This is a genomic window from Mesorhizobium sp. BR1-1-6 (assembly GCF_020165355.1).
Taxonomy (GTDB): Bacteria; Pseudomonadota; Alphaproteobacteria; order Rhizobiales; family Rhizobiaceae; genus Mesorhizobium.
Genome location: NZ_JAIUHZ010000004.1, coordinates 13,936 through 34,233, shown reverse-complemented (window position 1 = coordinate 34,233; position 20,298 = coordinate 13,936). Strand labels below are relative to the sequence as shown.

The 20,298-nt window shown below is 66.1% G+C and carries 16 protein-coding genes; 12 read left to right on the top strand and 4 right to left on the bottom strand.

Annotated features, from left to right (window positions below):
* The first annotated feature begins 2 nt into the window (after positions 1–2).
* Both LB545_RS10185 and fhuB read left to right on the top strand, forming a co-directional pair.
* On the top strand, positions 3–878 hold the full coding sequence (locus LB545_RS10185) for an iron-siderophore ABC transporter substrate-binding protein (protein ID WP_263493816.1): 876 nt from the start codon (positions 3–5) through the stop codon (positions 876–878).
* An 11-nt stretch (positions 879–889) separates the two neighbouring features.
* On the top strand, positions 890–2,884 hold the full coding sequence (gene fhuB, locus LB545_RS10180; protein ID WP_224704967.1) for a Fe(3+)-hydroxamate ABC transporter permease FhuB: 1,995 nt from the start codon (positions 890–892) through the stop codon (positions 2,882–2,884).
* 15 nt (positions 2,885–2,899) lie between these two features.
* On the opposite strand, the gene LB545_RS10175 is transcribed toward fhuB, so the two are convergent.
* Entirely contained in the window at positions 2,900–3,760 is an 861-nt protein-coding gene (locus LB545_RS10175; RefSeq protein WP_140497745.1) for a MurR/RpiR family transcriptional regulator, read from the bottom strand.
* A 169-nt stretch (positions 3,761–3,929) separates the two neighbouring features.
* On the opposite strand from LB545_RS10175, the gene murA reads away from it, so the two are divergent.
* The 9 genes from murA (at position 3,930) to LB545_RS10130 (ending at position 14,855) form a co-directional block, all read left to right on the top strand.
* The gene (gene murA, locus LB545_RS10170) at positions 3,930–5,186 is read left to right on the top strand and encodes a UDP-N-acetylglucosamine 1-carboxyvinyltransferase (protein ID WP_140520902.1); all 1,257 of its coding nucleotides are present in this window, start codon (positions 3,930–3,932) and stop codon (positions 5,184–5,186) included.
* The gene (locus LB545_RS10165) at positions 5,183–6,067 is read left to right on the top strand and encodes an N-acetylglucosamine kinase (RefSeq protein WP_140520903.1); all 885 of its coding nucleotides are present in this window, start codon (positions 5,183–5,185) and stop codon (positions 6,065–6,067) included. The genes murA and LB545_RS10165 overlap by 4 nt, the downstream gene beginning before the upstream one ends.
* Positions 6,068–6,241: 174 nt before the next feature.
* Entirely contained in the window at positions 6,242–7,174 is a 933-nt protein-coding gene (gene murQ, locus LB545_RS10160) for an N-acetylmuramic acid 6-phosphate etherase (protein ID WP_140520904.1), read from the top strand.
* A 140-nt stretch (positions 7,175–7,314) separates the two neighbouring features.
* Positions 7,315–8,829 carry an ABC transporter substrate-binding protein gene (locus LB545_RS10155; RefSeq protein WP_140818409.1) on the top strand — a complete coding sequence of 505 codons (1,515 nt, stop codon included), beginning with the start codon at positions 7,315–7,317 and terminating at the stop codon, positions 8,827–8,829.
* A gap of 145 nt (positions 8,830–8,974) precedes the next feature.
* A complete protein-coding gene (locus LB545_RS10150) occupies positions 8,975–9,934 on the top strand; it encodes an ABC transporter permease (protein WP_140555522.1) in 960 nt (319 codons plus the stop codon).
* Positions 9,934–10,773, top strand: a complete 840-nt coding sequence (locus tag LB545_RS10145; protein WP_140623654.1) for an ABC transporter permease — start codon at positions 9,934–9,936, stop codon at positions 10,771–10,773. The genes LB545_RS10150 and LB545_RS10145 overlap by 1 nt, the downstream gene beginning before the upstream one ends.
* Positions 10,770–12,518: an ABC transporter ATP-binding protein gene (locus tag LB545_RS10140; RefSeq protein WP_224704965.1), complete on the top strand. Its 1,749-nt coding sequence runs from the start codon at positions 10,770–10,772 to the stop codon at positions 12,516–12,518. Before LB545_RS10145 ends, LB545_RS10140 begins: the two co-directional genes overlap by 4 nt.
* 220 nt (positions 12,519–12,738) lie before the next feature.
* A complete protein-coding gene (locus tag LB545_RS10135) occupies positions 12,739–13,740 on the top strand; it encodes a serine hydrolase domain-containing protein (protein ID WP_224704963.1) in 1,002 nt (333 codons plus the stop codon).
* Positions 13,740–14,855 (top strand): anhydro-N-acetylmuramic acid kinase, encoded by a 1,116-nt coding sequence (locus LB545_RS10130; protein WP_140649018.1) that lies wholly within the window; start codon positions 13,740–13,742, stop codon positions 14,853–14,855. The genes LB545_RS10135 and LB545_RS10130 overlap by 1 nt, the downstream gene beginning before the upstream one ends.
* Here the strand turns inward: LB545_RS10130 and LB545_RS10125 are convergent, their stop codons facing one another.
* The 3 genes from LB545_RS10125 to LB545_RS10115 form a co-directional block, all read right to left on the bottom strand.
* The gene (locus LB545_RS10125) at positions 14,856–15,284 is read right to left on the bottom strand and encodes a GNAT family N-acetyltransferase (RefSeq protein WP_140555529.1); all 429 of its coding nucleotides are present in this window, start codon (positions 15,282–15,284) and stop codon (positions 14,856–14,858) included.
* 65 nt (positions 15,285–15,349) lie between these two features.
* Positions 15,350–16,741, bottom strand: a complete 1,392-nt coding sequence (locus LB545_RS10120; protein ID WP_224704961.1) for a sigma-54-dependent transcriptional regulator — start codon at positions 16,739–16,741, stop codon at positions 15,350–15,352.
* Positions 16,738–18,543, bottom strand: coding sequence for a sensor histidine kinase (locus LB545_RS10115; protein ID WP_224704959.1), 1,806 nt, complete (start codon positions 18,541–18,543; stop codon positions 16,738–16,740). Before LB545_RS10115 ends, LB545_RS10120 begins: the two co-directional genes overlap by 4 nt.
* Before the next feature lie 323 nt (positions 18,544–18,866).
* Here LB545_RS10115 and LB545_RS10110 point away from each other — a divergent pair, with 323 nt between their 5' ends.
* Entirely contained in the window at positions 18,867–20,195 is a 1,329-nt protein-coding gene (locus tag LB545_RS10110; RefSeq protein ID WP_140497716.1) for a dicarboxylate/amino acid:cation symporter, read from the top strand.
* Positions 20,196–20,298: the final 103 nt, after the last annotated feature.

Genomic DNA, 20,298 nt, shown 5'->3' with positions numbered 1-20,298 from the left:
CGATGATCCATCCGCCCAACAGACGGCAGGTGCTTGCGCTAACGGCCGCGGCCTTGCTGCCGCCGGTTGCCGGCAGGACTGCGACCCCAAATGTTGCCGCGATCGATTGGGGCATGCTGGAAACGCTTCTGGCGCTCGGCGTCGAGCCGGCGGCGGCGACCGAACTGATCCAGTTCCGCAGGATTGCGGTCGAGCCTGCCGTTCCCCAAACCGTGACCGATCTCGGACTGCGCGGCACGCCCAACTACGAGCTGTTGCGCATCGTCGCGCCGGACCTGATCGTCATCTCCAATTTCTACGAGTACCAACGCCCGATTCTGGAACGCATAGCGCCGGTGTTCGCGCAAACCGTCTACGAGGCCGGAGTGCCGCCCTACGCACTCGCCGAGGCAGCGACGCTGGCCTTGGGCGAAAAGCTCGGACGACCGGCCGAAGCGAAGCGTTACGTCGGCGACACCGCCGACGACATCGCGCGGCGTCGCGCCGCCATGCCAACCAGGTCCGCACGGCCGGTCTTTGTCATCAGCCTCGGCGATTCCAGGCACTTCCGCGCCTTCGGCCGCGACTCCATGTTCGGTGACGTGCTCACACGGCTCGGCCTGGTCAATGCCTGGTCCGAAGAGACAAGTTACAGCGCGGCAGCACCCGTTGGCCTGGAGGCGCTGGCGCGGGTGCCCGAGGCCTCCATCCTGATCGTCTCGCCCTTGCCGGCGGATGTCGGGCGCTCGCTTCCCACCAATGCGTTGTGGAACGCGCTGCCGGCCGTGAGCAAAGGCCGCGTCGCGGTGCTCGAAGCGATCAACCATTTCGGCTGCCTGCCGTCGGCGCGCCGCTTCGCGCGGCTGGCGACGGCGGCGCTTGCGGGTCATGCTTCGTGACGGAGCGCGCTGTGGCCCGAAGCGAGATACCTCACCGCACCATCGGCGGCGCGCTGTCGCCCATCATCCTGTGGGGCCTGCTCGCGGGGCTGGCCACACTCTTGTTCGCATGGCGCGTCGGCATGCAGCAGCCGGCATCGGTGCCGGGCGATCTCCAGCATGTCATCCTGTTCTACAGCTCGCTGCCGCGCGCCGTCGTAGCGGGGCTGGCGGGCGCCGTGCTCGGCCTGTCCGGCCTGCTGTTGCAGTATGTGCTGCGCAATCCGCTGGCGGAACCATCGACGCTCGGCATTTCGGGCGGCGCGCAACTGGCGATGACGCTCGCCTCGCTTTACGCGCCGTTGCTGATGGAGCGATCGCAAGGGCTGGTGGCCTTTGCCGGCGGCAGCGCCGCTGTGCTGCTGGTGCTGGCGTTGACCTGGCGGCGCGGGCTGGAGCCGGTGTCGGTCGTGCTCGCCGGAATGATGGTGGCGCTGACCGCGAGTTCCGTCAGCGCCGCGCTGATCCTCGCCAATGGCGACTACCTGTTCTCGCTGTTCATCTGGGGCGGCGGGTCGCTGGTGCAGCAGGATTGGCAACCGGCTATCGCCCTGACGATCAGGCTGGCGGCCGGCGCCGCCGCGGCGCTGATGCTGCTGCGGCCGCTGACCATCCTTGGCCTCGACGACGCCTCGGCGCGCGGCCTTGGCGTTGCCCGCCACACCAGCCGCTTTCTCATCATCGCGCTTGCGGTGTGGATGGCAACGACTGTCGCGGCGCAGTTCGGCGTCATCGGTTTCGTCGGCCTTGCCGCGCCGGCGCTCGCCACGCTTTCGGGCGCGCGCACCCTGCGGCAGAAGCTGGTCGCCGCGCCGCTGATCGGCGCAGTACTGCTGTGGCTGACGGACGGGCTGGTCCAGCTCGCCGCCGGAGCCGGCGGCGAGCGCATTCCGACCGGCGCGGGAACCGCGCTTCTGGGCGGCCCACTGCTGCTGTGGCTGCTGCCGAGGCTGCGCATGTTCGAATGGCCGCATCTCGGTTCCAATGGCGCGGCACCGCGCAAGGCTCGCCGGCCATGGCTCATCATCTTCGTCCTGCTTGCGCTCACATTTGCCGCCGCCGCCTTGGCTCTCGTCGTCGGGCGTGGACCGGCAGGGTGGTCGATCGCCGGCTGCGACCTGCTGGCCGATCTCGTCTCCTGGCGCGCGCCGCGTGTCGGCGTGGCCGCGGCCGCCGGCGCGATGCTCGCGGCGGCGGGCGTGGTCATCCAGCGCGTTACCGGCAACCCTCTGGCGAGCCCCGAAGTGCTTGGCGTCGGCACCGGCGCGGGCGCCGGTCTGACCGCCGTGCTGACGGTCAGCGCAACGACCGGGCTCGGCTGGCAGCTCGCCGGCTCGGCCGCGGGCTCACTGGCGGCACTGGCCGCCATGCTGGCCATCGCCGCCAAGGCAAAGTTCGGCGCCGACCGATTGCTGCTTGCCGGCATTGCCATGAGCGCACTGTGCAGCGCGCTGATCACCGCGACGATCGCGATGGGCAATACACAGTCCTATGTGCTGTTGCGCTGGCTGAGCGGTTCGACCGGCCAGGCGACCGCCCTGGACGCAGCCGTTGCACTGGCCTGCCTGTTGCCACTGACGCTGCCGCTTTTTCTTGCCGCGCGCTGGCTGGACATCCTGCCGCTCGGGGCCGACAGCGCGCGCGGACTTGGCGTGCCCGTAGCCGGCGGGCGGCTGATGCTGGTCGTCGTCAGCGCGCTCCTGACCGCGCTGGCCGCTTTGATCGTCGGCCCGTTGAGCTTCGTCGGCCTGATCGCGCCACACCTTGCCCGGCTCCTCGGCTTTTGGCGCGCACGCATTCATCTTGCCGGGGCGATGCTTCTGGGCGCCTTGCTGATGACCATATCGGACTGGCTGTCGCGCATGGCGGCCTTCCCGTACGAACTGCCTGTCGGCCTGTTCGCCTCACTGCTCGGCGGGCCGTATCTCGTCTACCTGCTTGCCAAGGGCGTGCCTCGTCAGGGCTGACGCGGTCCGGGCATGTCAGGAAGACCATTCGGCCTTCAGCACCGAGACCGCCGCCTCGCTGTTGTGGACGTAGTCATTGGCGTCCGGCTGCTTCTGCACCAGGAGGATGAACAGAAGGTCGGTCAGCGTCAGCTGCGCATCGCGCGCGGTGATGGACGATGAGCGCGCACGCTCCTCGTCGGCGATGGTGTAGAGGCAGATATCGGCAACGCGGCTCAGCGGATTGTCGTGCAGGCCGGTGACCGCGATCACCATGGTGCCGCGCTTGCGGGCAAGCTCGGCGATGCGCAGAGTTTCGATGCTGGCGCCCGAATGGGAGAGCGCGAACAGCACATCGTCAGGCCCGAGCGTCGAGGCATTGGCCATCTGGATATGGCTGTCGCTGTCATGCAGCACATTGCGGCCAAGCTTCATCAGCTTGTAGGAGAAATCACGCGCCACCAGCGAGGAGGCGCCGACACCGGCCAGATGTATGCGGCGCGCACCATCCAGCAGTTCCAGCGCCCTGGAGATGATCCGCTCGCTGTTGGCGGCGACGGTCCGCTCCATCGACAGAAGCTTGCTGCCGATCAGCTTCTTCAAGATGACCTGATAGCCGTCGCCGACCTCGATCGAACCGTGGATCATACCGGCCGGCACCTGCCATTCCCGCGCCTTGGCTTCGCTGACGGCGAGCTTGAGTTCCTGGTAGCTGGCATAGCCGAGCTTCTGGCTGAATTTGACGACGCTCGACTGGCTGCGCCCGATCTCAGCCGCAAGAGCAGCCGTCGACAGCCGCAGCATCTCCTCGGGATTTTCGACGATGTACTGGCCGATCTCACGATCGCCGGGCGCCATGCCGTCGAGCTTGGCATTGATCCTGTTCAGAACGGACATGATTCCCCTTGCGCTTTGGCGTCCAGCCGCACGGCCAAGGAATAATTTATTCCAATTTCGATTGACAGCCAAGAACGCGGAATTAATTCTCAAGCGGGCCGGATTGAGCTCGGGAACAGCTTTCGAGAGCGCCGCGCCCGGACGCGGCCCGGCGCACAAGGTTTCAGCCATGGACAGACTGCGCATCGTCGGCGGGCAAAGACTGCAAGGCGCGGTCACCATATCGGGCGCCAAGAACGCCGCTCTGCCGCAGATCGCGGCGGCGCTGCTCAGTCCCTACCCGCTCGAACTGACCAACCTGCCCGATGTGACCGATGTCGAGAACATGCTCGGCGTGGTGCGGCTGCACGGCGCCGAGGTGACGCGATCGGCCCATGCCGCGACGATCGACACCAGTGCCGCCGTTTCCAGGGAGACGTCCTACGACACCGTCAGAAAGATGCGCGCGACGGTGCTGGTGCTGGCGCCGCTGCTCGCCCGTTTCGGCCATGCGCGGGTTTCGCTGCCCGGCGGCTGCGCGATCGGCGCGCGGCCGGTCGACATGCATGTCGCCGCACTCGCGGCGCTGGGCGCCCGCATCGCCATCGAGAACGGGCTGATCGTCGCCTCGGCGCCAAACGGGCTCACCGGCACGCGCATCGTGCTGAGCTCGCCATCGGTGGGGGCGACGGAAACCGCCATGATGGCGGCGGCCACGGCCAAGGGCGAAACCGAAATCCTCAACGCGGCGCGCGAGCCGGAGGTGGCCGACCTCGCCGCTTGCCTCAACGCGATGGGCGCGCGCGTCGAAGGCGCCGGCACGCATCGCATCCTGATCGCCGGCGACACGGACTGGCGCGCGGCCAGGCACGACATCATTCCGGACCGGATAGAGGCCGGCACCTATGCCATCGCCGCGGCGATCACCGGCGGGCAACTGGAACTGACGCATGCCCGGCTCGAGCACATGGCCTCGGTGGTGCAACTGCTGGAGGCGACCGGCGTCGGCGTCTGGCCGGGCGACCGCGGGCTCATCGTGTCGCGCGAGCGGCCGCTCAAGGCCGCCGACGTCACGACGGAACCCTATCCGGGCTTTCCGACCGATCTCCAGGCGCAGTTCATGGCGCTGATGTGCTGCGCGCAGGGCGCGTCGCTGCTGCGCGAAACCATTTTCGAGAACCGCTTCATGCATGTTCCCGAACTGATGCGGCTCGGCGCCAACATCAAGCTGCAAGGCACCACCGCGCTGGTGCGCGGCGGCGAGAAACTGCATGGCGCGCAAGTCATGGCCACCGATTTGCGCGCCTCGGTGTCGCTGGTGCTGGCGGCCTTGGTCGCCGAGGGCGAGACGACCATCAACCGGGTCTATCATCTCGACCGTGGCTATGAGCAACTGGACCGCAAGCTGCGTCTGTGCGGCGCCGACATCGAGCGGCTGAGCGCATGAACAACGGCCGCTCCGATTATTTTCTCGGTGTCGACGGCGGCGGGACCGGCTGCCGCGCCCGTATCGAGGACGCCGAAGGAATCGTGCTGGGACAAGGCCTCTCCGGTCCGGCGTCGACGCGGCTCGGCATCGACGCGGCCTGGGCGTCGGTTGCCAAGGCCTTTGACGTGGCGATCGAGGAGGCAGGATTCGGAGCGGCGGAAAGCGCCCGGATTCACGCCGGCATCGGCCTTGCCGGGATCGGCCGCAAGGGCGCGCTGGAGGCGCTGCGGGCGATCGCGCATCCCTTTGCCAGCATCGATTTCGTCAGCGATGGCGTCGCCGCCTGCCTCGGCGCGCATTCGGGCCAGGACGGCGCCATCGTCATCGCCGGCACCGGTTCGATCGGCCTCGGCTTCGTCGAGGGCCGCGACCTGCGCGCCGGAGGCTATGGCTTTCCGATCTCCGACGAAGGCAGCGGCGCCGATCTCGGGCTGAAGGCCGTGCAGCTGGCGTTGCGCGCCCATGACGGCCGGCATGAGCGCACGGCACTGCTGGCGGAAGTCATGCAGCGTTTCGAGAACGACCCGATGCAAGCCGTGGCCTGGATGGACCGCGCCAGCGCCACCGACTATGCGGCCCTGGCGCCGATGGTGATGCGCCACGCCGACCAGGGCGATCCGGCAGGGCGGCGCATCGTGCAAAAGGCCGCCGAACAGATCGACACGCTGGTGCGGGTTCTGTTCGAAAAAGGCGCGCCGCGCGTGGCCCTGCTGGGCGGGCTCGCCAGTCCGCTCGAACCATGGCTCGCACCCGACGTTCGCCGGCGCCTGAAAGCCGCCGATGGCGACGCGGTTTCCGGGGCGATCATTCTTGCCCGCAGGTCACTCGGCAAGCATTAGCGCGGAAGGAATAATTTATTCCATCTTTCCGTTGACGGAACGAATATTGAATTCTAAGACGTTAACGAAACGGGGTAGCATAACGAAATACGCGTGTGCCGGAGCCAAAGAGGAACCACTTCCGAACAGGCTGAGCGGCCTGATTTTTGAAAGCACTGATTTGAAAGCACTGGGATGAGCGAGCAAGGTTTGATGTCCGAGCTGGACCGGCTGGTTTCCGAAGGCCGGAATCCGCGGACTATGGACATCGACCTGCTGCCGACGATCGATGTGCTGCGCAAGATCAACGACGAGGATCGGGTGGTCCCGGCAGCGGTCGAAAAGGTGCTGCCGGACATCGCGGCCGCGGTCGACTGCATCGTCCTCGCCTTCCAGAAAGGCGCTCGGCTCGTCTATATGGGCGCAGGCACCAGCGGCCGGCTCGGCGTACTCGATGCCTCGGAATGTCCGCCCACTTTCGGCGTGCCGGAAGGCATGGTCGTCGGCCTGATCGCCGGCGGGCCCGACGCGCTGGTGCGCTCGACCGAAGGCGCCGAGGATGATCCCAAGAGGGGCGCCAGGGCCTTGCAGGACATCAAGCTCACTCCGGACGACGTGGTGGTCGGCATCGCGGTCAGTGGGCGCACGCCCTATGTGATCGGCGGGCTGAACTATGCCAAGCAGGTGGGAGCAACGACGGTCGCCCTGTCCTGCAATCCGGCATCGACCATAGCGGGCATTGCCGACATCGCCATCTCGCCTGTCGTCGGTCCCGAGGTGCTGACCGGCTCAACGCGGCTGAAATCCGGAACGGCGCAGAAGCTGGTGCTCAACATGCTGAGCACGGCCTCGATGATCCGCATCGGCAAGAGCTACCAGAACCTGATGGTGGACCTCAATCCGTCCAACAGGAAACTGGTCGCCAGGGCAACCAGGATCGTGATGCAGACCACAGGCTGCACGGCGGCGCAGGCGCGCCAGGCGCTCGGCCGGACCGGCAGCGACGTGAAGCTGGCGATCCTGCTGACCATCACCGGGCTTGAGGTCGAGGAGGCGCGCGCAGCCCTCGCCAAGGCAAGGGGTTTCCTGCGAAAGGCAATCAGCGACGAGACGCATGAAGGCGCTTGAGACCAGACGGCGTGAAGCTGCTTTACACAAGACGGCGCGAGGCCGCATAGACTGGGCCGATAGTCCAAAGCGCGTGTGTCTTGGAAGCGGTCCGCAGAAACTGCAAGGGCATCGGGTTCAAGCAAAGATGGGAGACGAGAATGGTTCACCTCACAAGAAAGCTGCTGTCGGGCATCACGCTGGCAGCCATGCTCGGCATCGCCACGGTCTCGACGCAGGCGGCGACGCTGCACATGGCCTGGTCGCAGGATGCAACGGGACTTGATCCGCACAAGCAGACGGCCTTTTCCTCGCTGCGGCTCCTGGAGCTGATCTATGAGCCGCTGGTGCGGGTCGATGCCAGCCTGCAGATCGTCCCGGCCATCGCCACCTCCTGGGAATTCTCCAAGGACGGCAAGGAGTTGACCTTCAAGCTCGATCCCAAGGCGAAATTCCAGGACGGCGCTGCCGTGACTCCGGCCGACGTCAAGGCATCGTTCGAGCGCATCCTGGACGAGAAGACAGGCGCCGCCGCCCGCGCCAACTTCCTGTCGATCGCCAGCATCGACACGCCGGACGTTGGAACCGTCGTGTTCCATTTATCGCAGCCCGACGCGCCGATCCTGACGGCGATGAGCGACATCAACGCGGCCATCGTGCCGGCGGCCGAGATCAAGGCCGGCTCGATCGGCACCAAAACGGTCGGCTCCGGCCCGTTCAAGCTCGATAAATGGGATCCCAACGCCAAGGAAGTCTTGAGCGCCAACAAGGAATGGGCCGGCGGCGCGACCGGCGTCGACGGTATCGAAATCAGCGTGCTGCCCGATGAAGCGGCGATCCTCGCCGCCATGCGCACCAAGCAGGTCGATTTCGCGCTGCTCAACGATCCGCTCGTCGCCACGCTGGTGCCGAAGGAGGCTAGCCTGCAACTGAACCGCGCGCCGGTGCTGGCCTATAACGTGCTGCAGCTCAATCCGTCACGCAAGCCGATGACCGAACTCAAGGTGCGCCAGGCGATCTCCTGCGCCATCGACCGGCAGGAGGTTCTGGACACCGCCGCGCTCGGTGAAGGCAAGGTCACCGGACCGCTGACCATCCCAGCACTTGCGACCGATCCAAGCCAGCTCTTCTGCTACAAGCGTGATGTCGAGAAGGCCAAGAAGTTGATGGCGGAGGCAGGCTTTGCCGACGGCTTTTCGGCGACCGTGATCGGCGCCACCGGCGAGCCGCCGACGGCGGCGGCAGAAGCCCAGGTCATCCAATCGCAGCTCGCCGAGATCGGCGTCAAGCTCGACATCAAGATGATGGAGCTCAACGTCTATGTCGACGCCTGGCTGAAGGGCGATTTCGACATGGCGATCGCGCTCAATGGCGGCCGCGCCGACCCCTACACCATGTACAACCGCTACTGGACCAAATCAGGCAATCTGCAGAAGGTGGCCAACTACATCGACGATACGCTGGACAGCCTGATGCAGAAAGGCCGCGCCGAGACCGATCCGGCCAAGCGCAAGGCGATCTTCACCGAGTTCGAGAAGCACCTCGCCGAAGTCTCGCCCTGGATCTGGCTCTACACGTCCTACAGCTATACCGCCCAGCAGAAGAACGTCGCCGGGTTCGTGCCGACGCCGACGGGCACGCTGTTCAGCCTCAGCAAGGTTACCATCCAGCAGTAGCCGTGGGCGGCCCTGGAGACGGATGATTTCAGGTTGAATCGACCTGAAATCTGAATCCGCCTCCAGATCAAAGGGATAGAGCATGATGTCGTCCGAAAACCGCTTCACACTCGGCATCATGCTCTAGACGAGAGGTCTTCTTCGCGTGAACTATCTGATGCGACGACTTGCGGCGTTTCCTCTCGTCCTGCTTGGCGTGTCGATCCTGGTCTTCGTGGCGATCCGGATGGTGCCGGGCGATTCGATCACCGCGATGCTGGGCACCGAAGCCGGCCTGCTGACGCCGGCACAGCGCGATGCGCTCGCCGCCTATTTCGGCATCGACCAGCCCTGGTTCGTCCAGTACTGGCGCTGGATCGGCGGCATCCTGCACGGCAATTTCGGCATCTCCGTCACCTATGGCAGGCCGGTATTGGACGTCATCCTCGAGCGCTTCCCGCTGACGCTGGAACTGGCCGTGCTGTCGATGATCATCGCACTCGCCGCCGGCATGCCGGCGGGCATCTACGCCGCCACGCATAGTGAGAAACTGTCCGACCTCGGTGTGCGCGTCGTCGCTATGATCGGCCAGTCGACGCCGAGCTTCGTGCTCGGCCTTTTGATCATCTACGCGCTGTCGGCCGGCTTCGGCGTGCTGCCGGCCATGGGCGAATTCGCGCCGCTCTGGCAGGATCCCTTGCGCAATCTCAGCCAATTGATCCTGCCTGCCATCACGCTCGGCTTCGCCTTCGCCGCATCGGTCACCCGCATCTCGCGCTCGGCCATGCTCGACGTGTTGAGCGACGACTATGTGCGCACCGCCCGCAGCAAGGGCGCCTCGGCGCGCAGCGTCATCTGGCGGCATGCGCTGCCCAACGCGCTGATCCCCGTGGTGACGCTGAGCGGCATTGAATTCGGCTATCTCCTGGGCGGCGCGGTCATCGTCGAGCAGATCTATGCCCTGCCCGGTCTCGGCCGCATGGTGCTCGACGCCATCCTCCAGCGCGACTACGCGCTGGTGCAGGGCAGCGTGCTGTTCATCGCCTTCAACTTCATGATCGTCAATCTCCTGGTCGACCTCGCCTATGTCGCGCTCGATCCGCGCATCCGGCTGGGCGAGCAGTGATGCGCATGCTGCGCGCCATCCTCGGGCACGGCAGCGGTCGTATCGGCGGCGTGATCGTCGGCGTCTATCTCCTGGTCGCCATCCTCGGTTTGCTTGGACTGACGCCGCACAATCCGATCACGCAATACCGGATCGACCGGCTGCACGCGCCCAGTGCCGCCTACTGGATGGGCACCGACCTGTTCGGCCGCGACGTGGCGAGCCGGCTGATGGCGGGCGTCGGCCAGTCCTTCACCGTTGCCTTTCTTTCGGTCGCCTTCGCCGCGCTTGCCGGCACCGTGCTTGGGCTCGCCGCCGCTTGGCTCGGGCGTCGCTGGGACGGCGTGCTGATGCGGATCATGGATGTGCTGCTGGCTTTTCCTGCCATTCTTCTGGCGCTGCTGATCGTCACCGTTGCCGGACCGGGCACATGGACCAGCGTGGTCGCCATCGGCATCGTCTATACGCCGATCTTCACACGAGTGGTGCGCGGCCCTGCTTTGTCGCTCAAAGCGCGCGAATTCGTCGACGCCGCGCGCACCTTCGGCAGCAGCTCCAGCTACATCGTCACGCGGCACCTGCTGCTCAATCTGGTCGCGCCGCTGACCATCCAGGTGACGCTGGCGCTCGCCTGGGCATTGCTGACCGAGGCCGGCCTGAGCTTCCTCGGTCTCGGCACGCAGCCGCCGGCCGCTTCGCTCGGCCTGATGCTGAGCGACAGCCGCAATCTGATGGAAACCGCCCCATGGCTGATGATCTTCCCCGGCCTGGCGATCATGATCAGCATTCTGGGCTTCAACCTCTTGGGCGACGCCTTGCGCGACATCCTCGATCCGAGGATGCGGAGAGCGCTCGCATGATCCCGCTTCTGTCGGTCCGCGACCTGAACGTCGGCTTCGGCCGCGACCCGAAAGCCAATGAGGTGGTGCGCGGCGTCAGCTTCGACCTCGCCGACGGCGAAACGCTGGCCATCGTCGGCGAAAGCGGCTCGGGCAAGTCGGTCACCGCGCTGTCGATCAACCGTCTCATCGATTTCGGCGGCGGCCGCATCACCGGCGGCGCCATGACGCTGAAACGGGCCGACGGCAGTCTCTTCGACCTGACGACCGCGACCGAGCCGCAACTGGCCGGCATTCGCGGCGCGGAGATCGGCATGATCTTCCAGGAGCCGATGACCTCGCTCAATCCTGTGCTGACGATCGGCACGCAGATCGAGGAATCCTTCCGGCTGCATCGCGGCCTGACCGGCCGGCAGGCCACGGCGGCGGCCAGGGACGCGCTCGACCGAGTGCGCATCCCCGATGCGGCAAGGCGGCTGAAATACACACCCAACCAGCTGTCGGGCGGCATGCTGCAAAGGGTGATGATCGCCATTGCGCTCGCCTGCAATCCGCGTCTGCTGATCGCCGACGAACCGACCACGGCGCTCGATGTGACGGTACAGGCGCAGATCATGGCGCTGCTTGCGGAGCTCAAGCAGGAAAGCGGCATGTCGATGATCTTCATCACCCACGACATCGGCCTTGTCGCCGGGATCGCCGACACGGTGATGGTGATGCAGAACGGGCAGGCCGTAGAACAGGGCGAACTGAACCAGGTCCTCGACAGGCCGCAGCACGCCTACACGCAGCATCTGTTGCAGGATGTGCCGCATTTCGCCCACGGCCGCGCGACACGCACGGACGGGCAGCGCGACAAGAACGCAAGGAAGGACCCGGCCCTTGAGGTCAAAGGCCTCGTGGTGCGGTTTCCGCTCAAGAGCAGTTTCTTCAGCCATGCCAGCGGCGCGGTGCACGCCGTGGATGGCATCGACTTCGACCTGATGCCGGGAGAGACACTGGCCATTGTCGGCGAGAGCGGCTCGGGCAAATCAACCACCGCGAAAGCAGTCCTTGGGCTGGTGCGCTCGACGCGCGGCAGCTTCTCGGTGGGCGCCCGGACGGCCTCGGCAAAGCACAACGCCAAGCCCGTGCAGATGGTTTTCCAGAATCCCTACGCTTCGCTCAACCCGCGGCTGAGCATCGAGAGCATCCTGGCGGAGCCGGTGATCGCCAATGGCGGCCGGGCGGACGCCGAAACGCGAGCCAGGATGGCGAGCCTGCTGGAGCGCGTCGGCCTGCCGCAGAACAGTTTGCAGCGCTATCCGCACGAATTCTCCGGAGGCCAGCGGCAAAGGCTGTGCATCGCCCGCGCGCTGATGCTCAACCCGTCGGTCGTCGTTCTGGATGAAGCGGTTTCCGCCCTCGATGTTTCAGTGCAGGCCAAGGTGCTGGAGCTGCTGGTCGACCTGCAGCGCGAGTTCGGGCTGGCCTATCTGTTCATCTCGCACGATATGGCTGTCGTCGAGCGGGTCGCTCATCGCATCGCCGTCATCTATGCCGGCCAGATCGTCGAGATCGGAGACGCGGCCTCGGTGCTGTCGGCACCGAAACATTCCTACACGAAGAAGCTCATATCAGCGGTTCCGGCCATCGACCGGCGGCATGAGCGTTTCGAGATCGACACACGCCAGGTGCCTTCCCTGGTGCGCCCGCAAGGGTTTGAGCCGGCGCCGGCGAGATGGGAGCGGTTTGGCGGGGATCATGTGGCGAGGGTGGAGGCGTGATGGCCCTCGGATATCTCAGGTTGGCGGGACAGCACCCCCCTCTGCCCTGCCGGGCATCTCCCCCGCAAGGGGGGAGATCGGATGTCGCCTCGGCCTTCGCCAATCTCCAATGGTGGAAGGCTGGCGGGACATCAACTCTGCCAATCTCTCCCCTTGCGGGGGAGATGCCCGGCAGGGCAGAGGGGGGTGTGACGGAACTCGGCCTTTCAGGAGGCCCGCATTGACCAACCTCGCCCAGATCTTCGACCGCGCGTTCCAACCACTCGCAGCGGCAGTTGCCGCCAAGCGCATCCCCGGTGGCGTGCTCGGCATCGTTGACAGGAATGGCGACCGCATCACCAGGGCGATCGGCTCAGCCCAACTCGTGCCTAAGCAGCGACCGATGCGTGAGGAGAGCTGGTTCGACCTGGCATCCCTGACCAAGGTGATCTTCACCACGCCGCGCATTCTGACGCTGGCTCAGGACGGTGCCATCGATCTCGACGCACCACTCGTCTCGGTGCTGCCGGACCTTCGCCAATATGACGCGAGTGCCTGGGAGCGGAAGGTGACGTTTCGCCAGTGCCTCGGGCACCAGACGCCCTTCCCGGCCGTCGAACCGATCTACACTTACGGGCGCGACCCCGACTTGCTGCGCGCCTTCATCCTGCAACGGCAATGGCGGGCCCGCGATCCGGTCTATTCCGACATCAATTTCATCCTGCTCGGCTTTGCGCTCGAACGGCTGTCGGGAAAAAGCATCCGCGACATGGAGCCCGGCCCGGGCTTTGCGTGGTCTGCCGAGCCAGATCTCGCCGCGGCAACAGAAGACTGCACCTGGCGCCATCGCGTTCTGTCCGGCGAGGTTCACGACGACAATTGCGCGGCGTTGCAAGGCGCCGGCCATGCCGGCCTGTTCGGCACGGCCGCCTCGGTGCTCGATTTCGCCCAAGGGCTGCTGACCGGCGCATCCGAACGGTCGATCGCGCCGATGCGCACGCCCTTGTCCGCCACCCGCACCCATGGCTGGGAGCGTCCCTATGACGGCTGGTCCGGCGGCGCTTTGTGCGGCCCCGGAACGATAGGCCATACCGGCTTTACCGGCACGGGGCTGTGGATCGACTTCGACAGAGGCAAGGCCTGGACCTTGCTTACCAACCGGATCCATCCGACACGTCACTTCGACAGCGGAATCGTCGCGCTTCGCCAAGCGGTCGGCGATCTCATCAATGGAGTTCGATAATGGAATCCATCTGGGCCGTCGGCCTGATGACCGGCACCGTGCTGGACGGCAACATCGATGTCGCCCTGATCAAGACAGATGGCGAGCGCATCGACGATTTCGGCACCTACCGGCTGATGCCCTACCCCCCGTCGATCCGCTCGCTGCTGGAAGAGACGCTTAAGCAGGCGCGGGGCTGGAATTTTGCCGGACCGGAGCCGGCGATCTTCCGCGAGGCCGAGGAGGCGCTGACGCGCGCGCAATCGGCGGCGGTCAAGGAGCTCGTAGAAGATTATGGGATGACGATGGCGGATATCGGCGTCGTCGGCTTCCACGGCCAGACCGTACTGCATCGCGCGCCGCAAATCGGCCGGCTCGGCCAGACCCGGCAGCTTGGTGATGGCGAATTGATGCATGCGATCCTCGGCACCAAGGTTGCCTATGATTTCCGCTCTGCCGACATGCGCGCCGGAGGACAGGGCGCACCGTTGGCGGCCGCCTATCACACCGCGCTGATGCGCAGCGCCGGCGCCAGCGGCGAGGTGGCCGTGCTCAACCTCGGCGGCGTCGCCAACATCACCTGGTGGGACGGCGGCGACAATGTCGTTGCCTTCGACACCGGCCCCGCCAACGCGCCGCTCAACGATTTCATCAAGTCGAAGGGGCTCGGCGAAATGGACCGCGACGGCGCGCTTGGCCGGGCGGGAACGGTCGACGAAGCCCGGCTCGCCAAGCTGCTGCAACACCCCTATTTGACCAAACCCTATCCGAAATCGCTGGACCGTTTCGACTTCGGCGCCACCATGGCGGATGGCCTGAGCGCCGAGGACGGCGCCGCGCTTTTGACCGCCTTCACCGCCGCCGCGGTCGGCAAGGCACTCGATCTTCTGCCGAGCCGGCCGAAAAGACTGGTGGTCAGCGGCGGCGGCCGCCACAACCCGACGATGATGGCAATGATCGCCAGCCGCGCCGGTGTCGAGGTGGTGCAGGCCGAAAGCCTCGGCTGGAGCGGCGACGCGGTGGAGGCGGAGTGTTTTGCCTTTTTGGCGGTGCGCGTGCTGCGCGGCCTGCCGATCAGTTTCCCCAGCACGACGGGCGCGCCGCAGCCGATGCGCGGCGGACGGTTGGCCGGTTGATCAGCCCGCCGACAGTTTTTTCTGCAGGAAGACGCGGCTGCGGCCGACGGGGAAATCGGCGAGTGTTCCGAAGGGCTGATAGCCCTGGCGCCGATAGACCCTGGCGGCGTTGGGGTTGAAGGTGTCGATCCAGGCGTTCTGGCAGCCGCGCGCCATCGCCTCCTTCTCAGCCGCGTCCAGCATCGTGCCGGCCATGTGCCGACCGCGCAGCCTTTCGTCGACCCACAGCCATTGCACGTAGAGCCAGCCCCAGGCGGTGTAGCCCGAAGTGCCCGCGACAATCGCGCCGGCTTCATCACGCACGAACACCGCAAGGGCCTTCCTTTCGGAAGCGCCGACATCGCCGTCGTTGAACGCCATCAACCGCTCGCCGAGAAAGGCGAGCTCCTCGGGCAAGGGGGTTGCCGTCGTTTCAAGTGTCGTGATCATGGCTCATCCGAAATGCGCAACGGGAGATGAACAGAGTTACGAAGGCCGGAGCGCCTGCGCAACGCCTATATCCGTCCCCGAACAGGGTGCTGGTCCGGGGCGCCACCATTGCGGAATTCGGAGGCGGAAATGCCGTAGCGCTTGAGCTTGTCATAGAAAGTCTTGCGCGGCACGCCGAGTGCGTCGATGGCCCCGCGCACGTCGCCGGCATGATCGCGCAAAGCCTCGCGGATGAGTTGCGCCTCGTAGCGGCCGACCCGTTCGGGCAGCGCCGCCGAGGGCTCCGGCAAGCGCGCGGACGTTGCCCTGGCCTCCTCGTCGGGCCCGAGGCCAAGCGCGACCCGGTCGGCAAAATGCGCGAGCTCGCGCACATTGCCGGGCCAGTCATGCGACTGGAGATGGTCGCTCACCGCGGCATTCACGGCCGCGACAGGACGGCCGAAACGCTGCGAGGCGTTACCCAGGAAATGCCCGAACAGCAGCGGGATGTCGCCGCGCCGCTCGCGCAGCGGCGGGATGCGTAGCGTCACGACGTTGAGGCGGAAATAGAGATCCTCGCGGAAATCGCCGCGCTGGTCCGGCCGGCCTAGATCGACCTTCGTTGCCGCGACGACCCGCAGATCGAGGCGGCGCGTTTCGTTGGAGCCGAGCGGGGTGAGGCTGCGCGTTTCCAGCACCCGCAGCAGCTTGACCTGTAGCGGCGGCGGCATGGATTCGATTTCGTCGAGGAACAGCGTGCCGCCGCTCGAATGCTCGATGCGACCGATTCGCCGCCGCTGCGCCCCGGTGAACGCGCCCGGCTCGTGGCCGAACAGCTCGCTCTCGATGACGGTCTCCGGCAGAGCGCCGCAATTCAGCGCCACGAAAGGCTTTGCGCGGCGCCGGCCCCATCGGTGCAGGAGATCCGCCACCACCTCCTTGCCGGTGCCGGTCTCGCCTTCCACCAGCACGTCGACATCCATGTCGGCGATCTGACGCAAGGTCTCGCGCAGGCGGCGGATGGCGGGCGCCTCGCCGATCAGCGGCAGGCCGTCGGCGGCCTGCGCGGCGGCCTCGTGCAGCCTCCGGTTCTCCATCACCAGCCGCCGCTTTTCGCCGGCCCGATTCAGCGCCTCGACAAGGCGTTCGCCCGCATAGGGTTTCGGGATGAAATCGTAGACGCCGTCCTTGAGCGCCGCCACCGCGAGATCGACATCGCCATGCCCGGTGACCAGGATCACCGGTATGTCGATGTCGATCGCCCTGATACGATCGAACAGCTGCAAGCCGTTCATGCCGGGCATGCGGATATCGCTGACAACCACGCCCTGGAAATCCCGGTCGACGGCGGCAAGCGCTGCCTCCGCGGCCTTGAACGCGATCACGCCGAAGCCGGCAAGCTCGAGCAATTGCGTGGTGGCGTGAAGCATATCCGCGTCGTCTTCGACGAGCGCGACCAGCCCTGATCCCTCAGTCATTCAATTCGCCTCAGGTCGATGGTGAAGGACGCGCCTTTTTTGCTGTCGGGGTCGAGGCGCAGCGTGCCACCCAGTTCCTGAGCGATCTCCTGCGAGATCACCAGCCCGAGGCCAAGCCCCTTCTCCTTGGTGGTCTGGAACGGCATGAACAAATTGCCGGCCGCTTCCGGCCCGAGGCCAGGTCCATTGTCGCGCACCGAAACCAGCACCCTGTCGTCGCGCTCGGCAAGCTCGATCTCGATGCGCGGATCGGGCCGGTCCTTCAGGGCATCCAGCGCATTCTGCAAGAGATTGACCAGGATCTGCTCCAGCCGGATGCGGCTGGCCATGACCGCCGGCGAGGCGGTGCCGCGCGGCTTGACGACGGTCACGCCGGAATCGCGGATGCGGCCGGACAGGAGCGACAGCGCGCCGTCGATCGCTTCGCGCACCGGCAGCGGCGAGGCGGCGACGCCTGGCCGCCGCGCGAAACTGCGCAGCGTGCTGGTGATGGCGCCGATGCGCTCGGTCATCGACACGATCGATGTCAGGTTGCCCGAGACGGATTCGACCTTGCCGCCATGCAGGAAGCGGCCGGCATTCTCGGCGTAGGTGCGTATCGCCGCCACCGGCTGGTTGATCTCATGCGCGACACCGGCGGCGATCTGGCCGAGGATGGAAAGCCGGTTGGCCTGGGCGAGGTCGTCGCGCAGTCGGCGGACCTTGGCCTCGGCGTTTTCGCGCTCGGCGATCTCGCCGGCAAGGGCGGTGTTGGAGCGGGTCAGTTCCGCCGTTCGCGTGCTTACCCTGCTCTCCAGTTCAGCATTCATGCGCGCCAGCGCTTCCTGCCTCACGCGGCGCGCACGGCGGCGCCTGAGAAGCACGTAGGCAAGTAAACCCGTGAACAGCAGCGCCAGCAGCGTGGTCAGGCGTGCCGTGTTGGCGGCCGACGTCAAAGCGGCATCGGCAGGCGTGAGCAGCCACAGACGCCAACCGGGAACGGCGCCGGGCAGGTCCTGCGCCACTTCGACGAACTGGCGCGATTTTCCGGCATTGTCGATTGTCGCCAGGCCGTCACCGGCACCGCGTCGTATCGGCAGCGGTTCGAAGCCGGTTTCGGCAAGTTGAAGCTGCGCGTGAGCTGTCGCGGCATCCGCGGCCGAGAGCGGCGCAAGCGCGTGGAACCGCCACTCGGGCCGGCTGGTCGCCAGCACGACACCGCGCTCGTCGGTGACGAAGACGACAAAGCCGCTGGAGCGCCAATTGGCTTCGACGCCGTCGAGTTCGACCTTCAGTACGGCAACGCCGAGCGGCGTCTTGCCGTCATCGACGCGGCTGGCGAGATAAAGTCCCGGCCTGCCGCTGATCGTGCCGAGGCCATACTGGCTGGCGGCGCCCTTGGTCATGGCGTCGGTGAAATAGTGGCGGAAATTGTAGTCGATGCCGACGAAGCTGCCCGGCTCGCCGGCGTTGCTGGCCGATATCGCGATGCCTGCCGTGTCGATGACATAGATGGCGGATGCCGAGGCATCGGCGGCAATGGCCCGGAGCTTGTCGTCGAGCGCCGTCTCTTGCGTTTTGCCGGCCCGGCGCAACGCGTCGCGCACGGCATCGTCGCGTGCCAGCACCAAGGGAACGAGACGCTGCTTTTCGATTTCGCCGGTCAAGGTGCCCGCCGCCAGCGGCAAGGCTGCCAGTGCTCCGTCGCGCAGATCGCCGGCAGCCTGGTTGGCGGCAAGGCGCCCGGCAATCGCGACCGCTCCCGCCAGCATTGCCAGGCCGACCAGGAGAATGAGCCAGCGGCCGTCACGCAGCCTGGCCATCGCTTCGCGCAGCAGGTCGCGGCCGGCGAACTCCGGGGATGCGCTATCGGTGCCTGCCTGCGGCGTCTGCCCTCTCCACCGTTCGCTGTTCAGCAGCCACTGTAATGCGAAACTCCGCCCAGGCAAACAAGGGCGAGTGCGGAAATCCGCACAGGCCTCCATCGAAGCGGGGACAAAACTGCCGGGAATCCAGGGTTCCGGCCTTTTCTCGATCTGGCACGGCGCTTGCAAAACTCCCGACAGCGGCGAGCGACCGGAGCGCCGCGATGGGAGAAGTCTTGCGGAGCGGCGCGTGCCGTTCCCTCCGGCCAGGGAGATAGCAGATGCACATGGCAGACCAATCACGCGCGCCCGCCGCGCAGCGCAAGCCGCTCTACGCCCAACTCTACGTGCAGGTGCTGGTGGCGATCACCGTCGGCATCCTGCTCGGCCATTTCTATCCGTCGCTCGGCGAGAGCATGAAGCCGCTTGGCGACGCGTTCATCAAGCTGGTCAAGATGATCATCGCCCCGGTTATCTTCCTGACCGTCGCCACCGGCATCGCCGGCATGAGCGACCTGCAGAAGGTCGGGCGCGTCGCCGGCAAGGCGATGCTCTACTTCCTCACCTTCTCGACACTGGCGCTCATCATTGGCCTGATCGTGGCCAATGTCGTGCAGCCCGGCGCCGGCTTCAACATCGACCCGGCGACGCTCGACGCCGCGACCGTCAACAGCTACGCCGCCAAGGCGCACGACCAGTCGGTCACCGGCTTCCTGATGAACATCATCCCGACGACCATCGTCGGCGCCTTCGCCGACGGCGACATATTGCAGGTGCTGTTCTTTTCAGTGCTGTTCGGCATTGCGCTGGCGCTGGTCGGCGACAAGGGCGCGCCGGTGCTCAATTTCCTGCAGGCGCTGATGGCGCCGATGTTCAAGCTGGTCAGCGTGCTGATGAAGGCAGCCCCCATCGGCGCCTTCGGCGCCATGGCCTTCACCATCGGCAAGTACGGCATCGGCTCGGTCATCAACCTCGCCATGCTGGTCGGCACCTTCTACATGACCGCTTTCCTGTTCGTGTTTATCGTGCTGGGCGCCGTCTGCCGCTACAACGGCTTCTCCATCCTGTCGCTGATCCGCTACATCAAGGAGGAGCTGCTTCTGGTGCTGGGCACCTCGTCTTCGGAAGCGGCACTGCCCTCGCTGATGGAGAAAATGGAGAAGGCCGGCGCGAAGCGCTCGGTGGTCGGGCTGGTCATCCCGACCGGCTATTCCTTCAACCTCGACGGCACCAACATCTACATGACGCTGGCCGCGCTGTTCATCGCGCAGGCGACGAACATCCACCTCTCCTTCGGCGACCAGATCCTGCTGCTCCTGGTGGCGATGCTTTCCTCCAAGGGGGCGGCCGGCATCACCGGCGCCGGCTTCATCACCCTTGCCGCCACGCTTTCGGTGGTGCCGGCCGTGCCTGTCGCCGGCATGGCGCTGATCCTCGGCGTCGATCGCTTCATGTCGGAATGCCGGGCGCTGACCAACTTCGTCGGCAACGCGGTGGCGACGCTGGTGGTGGCGCGCTGGGAAGGCGAACTCGATGAGGCCAAACTGGCCAGGGCGCTGGCGGGAACGGCCGACGACAGCCTGCCGGCGGACATCGTTCCAGCCGAGTAATCGCAGCGGCCGCATAGCGATAGCAAATGGCCGGAGGCATCGCTGCCTCCGGCCATTTTTCGTGTGTTCACCGTGTGAGGCGGCAGGACTTGCGCACGCCGCG

Excerpts from the sequence above, each read along its gene's own strand:
- murA (WP_140520902.1), top strand. The coding sequence starts at position 3,930 with ATGGACAGACTGCGCATCGTCGGCGGGCAAAGACTGCAAGGCGCGGTC.
- LB545_RS10175 (WP_140497745.1), bottom strand. The coding sequence starts at position 3,760 with ATGTCCGTTCTGAACAGGATCAATGCCAAGCTCGACGGCATGGCGCCC.
- LB545_RS10155 (WP_140818409.1), top strand. The coding sequence starts at position 7,315 with ATGGTTCACCTCACAAGAAAGCTGCTGTCGGGCATCACGCTGGCAGCC.
- LB545_RS10145 (WP_140623654.1), top strand. The coding sequence starts at position 9,934 with ATGCGCATGCTGCGCGCCATCCTCGGGCACGGCAGCGGTCGTATCGGC.
- LB545_RS10165 (WP_140520903.1), top strand. The coding sequence starts at position 5,183 with ATGAACAACGGCCGCTCCGATTATTTTCTCGGTGTCGACGGCGGCGGG.
- LB545_RS10115 (WP_224704959.1), bottom strand. The coding sequence starts at position 18,543 with ATGGCCAGGCTGCGTGACGGCCGCTGGCTCATTCTCCTGGTCGGCCTG.
- LB545_RS10125 (WP_140555529.1), bottom strand. The coding sequence starts at position 15,284 with ATGATCACGACACTTGAAACGACGGCAACCCCCTTGCCCGAGGAGCTC.
- LB545_RS10120 (WP_224704961.1), bottom strand. The coding sequence starts at position 16,741 with ATGACTGAGGGATCAGGGCTGGTCGCGCTCGTCGAAGACGACGCGGAT.
- murQ (WP_140520904.1), top strand. The coding sequence starts at position 6,242 with ATGAGCGAGCAAGGTTTGATGTCCGAGCTGGACCGGCTGGTTTCCGAA.
- LB545_RS10130 (WP_140649018.1), top strand. The coding sequence starts at position 13,740 with ATGGAATCCATCTGGGCCGTCGGCCTGATGACCGGCACCGTGCTGGAC.
- LB545_RS10185 (WP_263493816.1), top strand. The coding sequence starts at position 3 with ATGATCCATCCGCCCAACAGACGGCAGGTGCTTGCGCTAACGGCCGCG.
- LB545_RS10110 (WP_140497716.1), top strand. The coding sequence starts at position 18,867 with ATGCACATGGCAGACCAATCACGCGCGCCCGCCGCGCAGCGCAAGCCG.
- LB545_RS10140 (WP_224704965.1), top strand. The coding sequence starts at position 10,770 with ATGATCCCGCTTCTGTCGGTCCGCGACCTGAACGTCGGCTTCGGCCGC.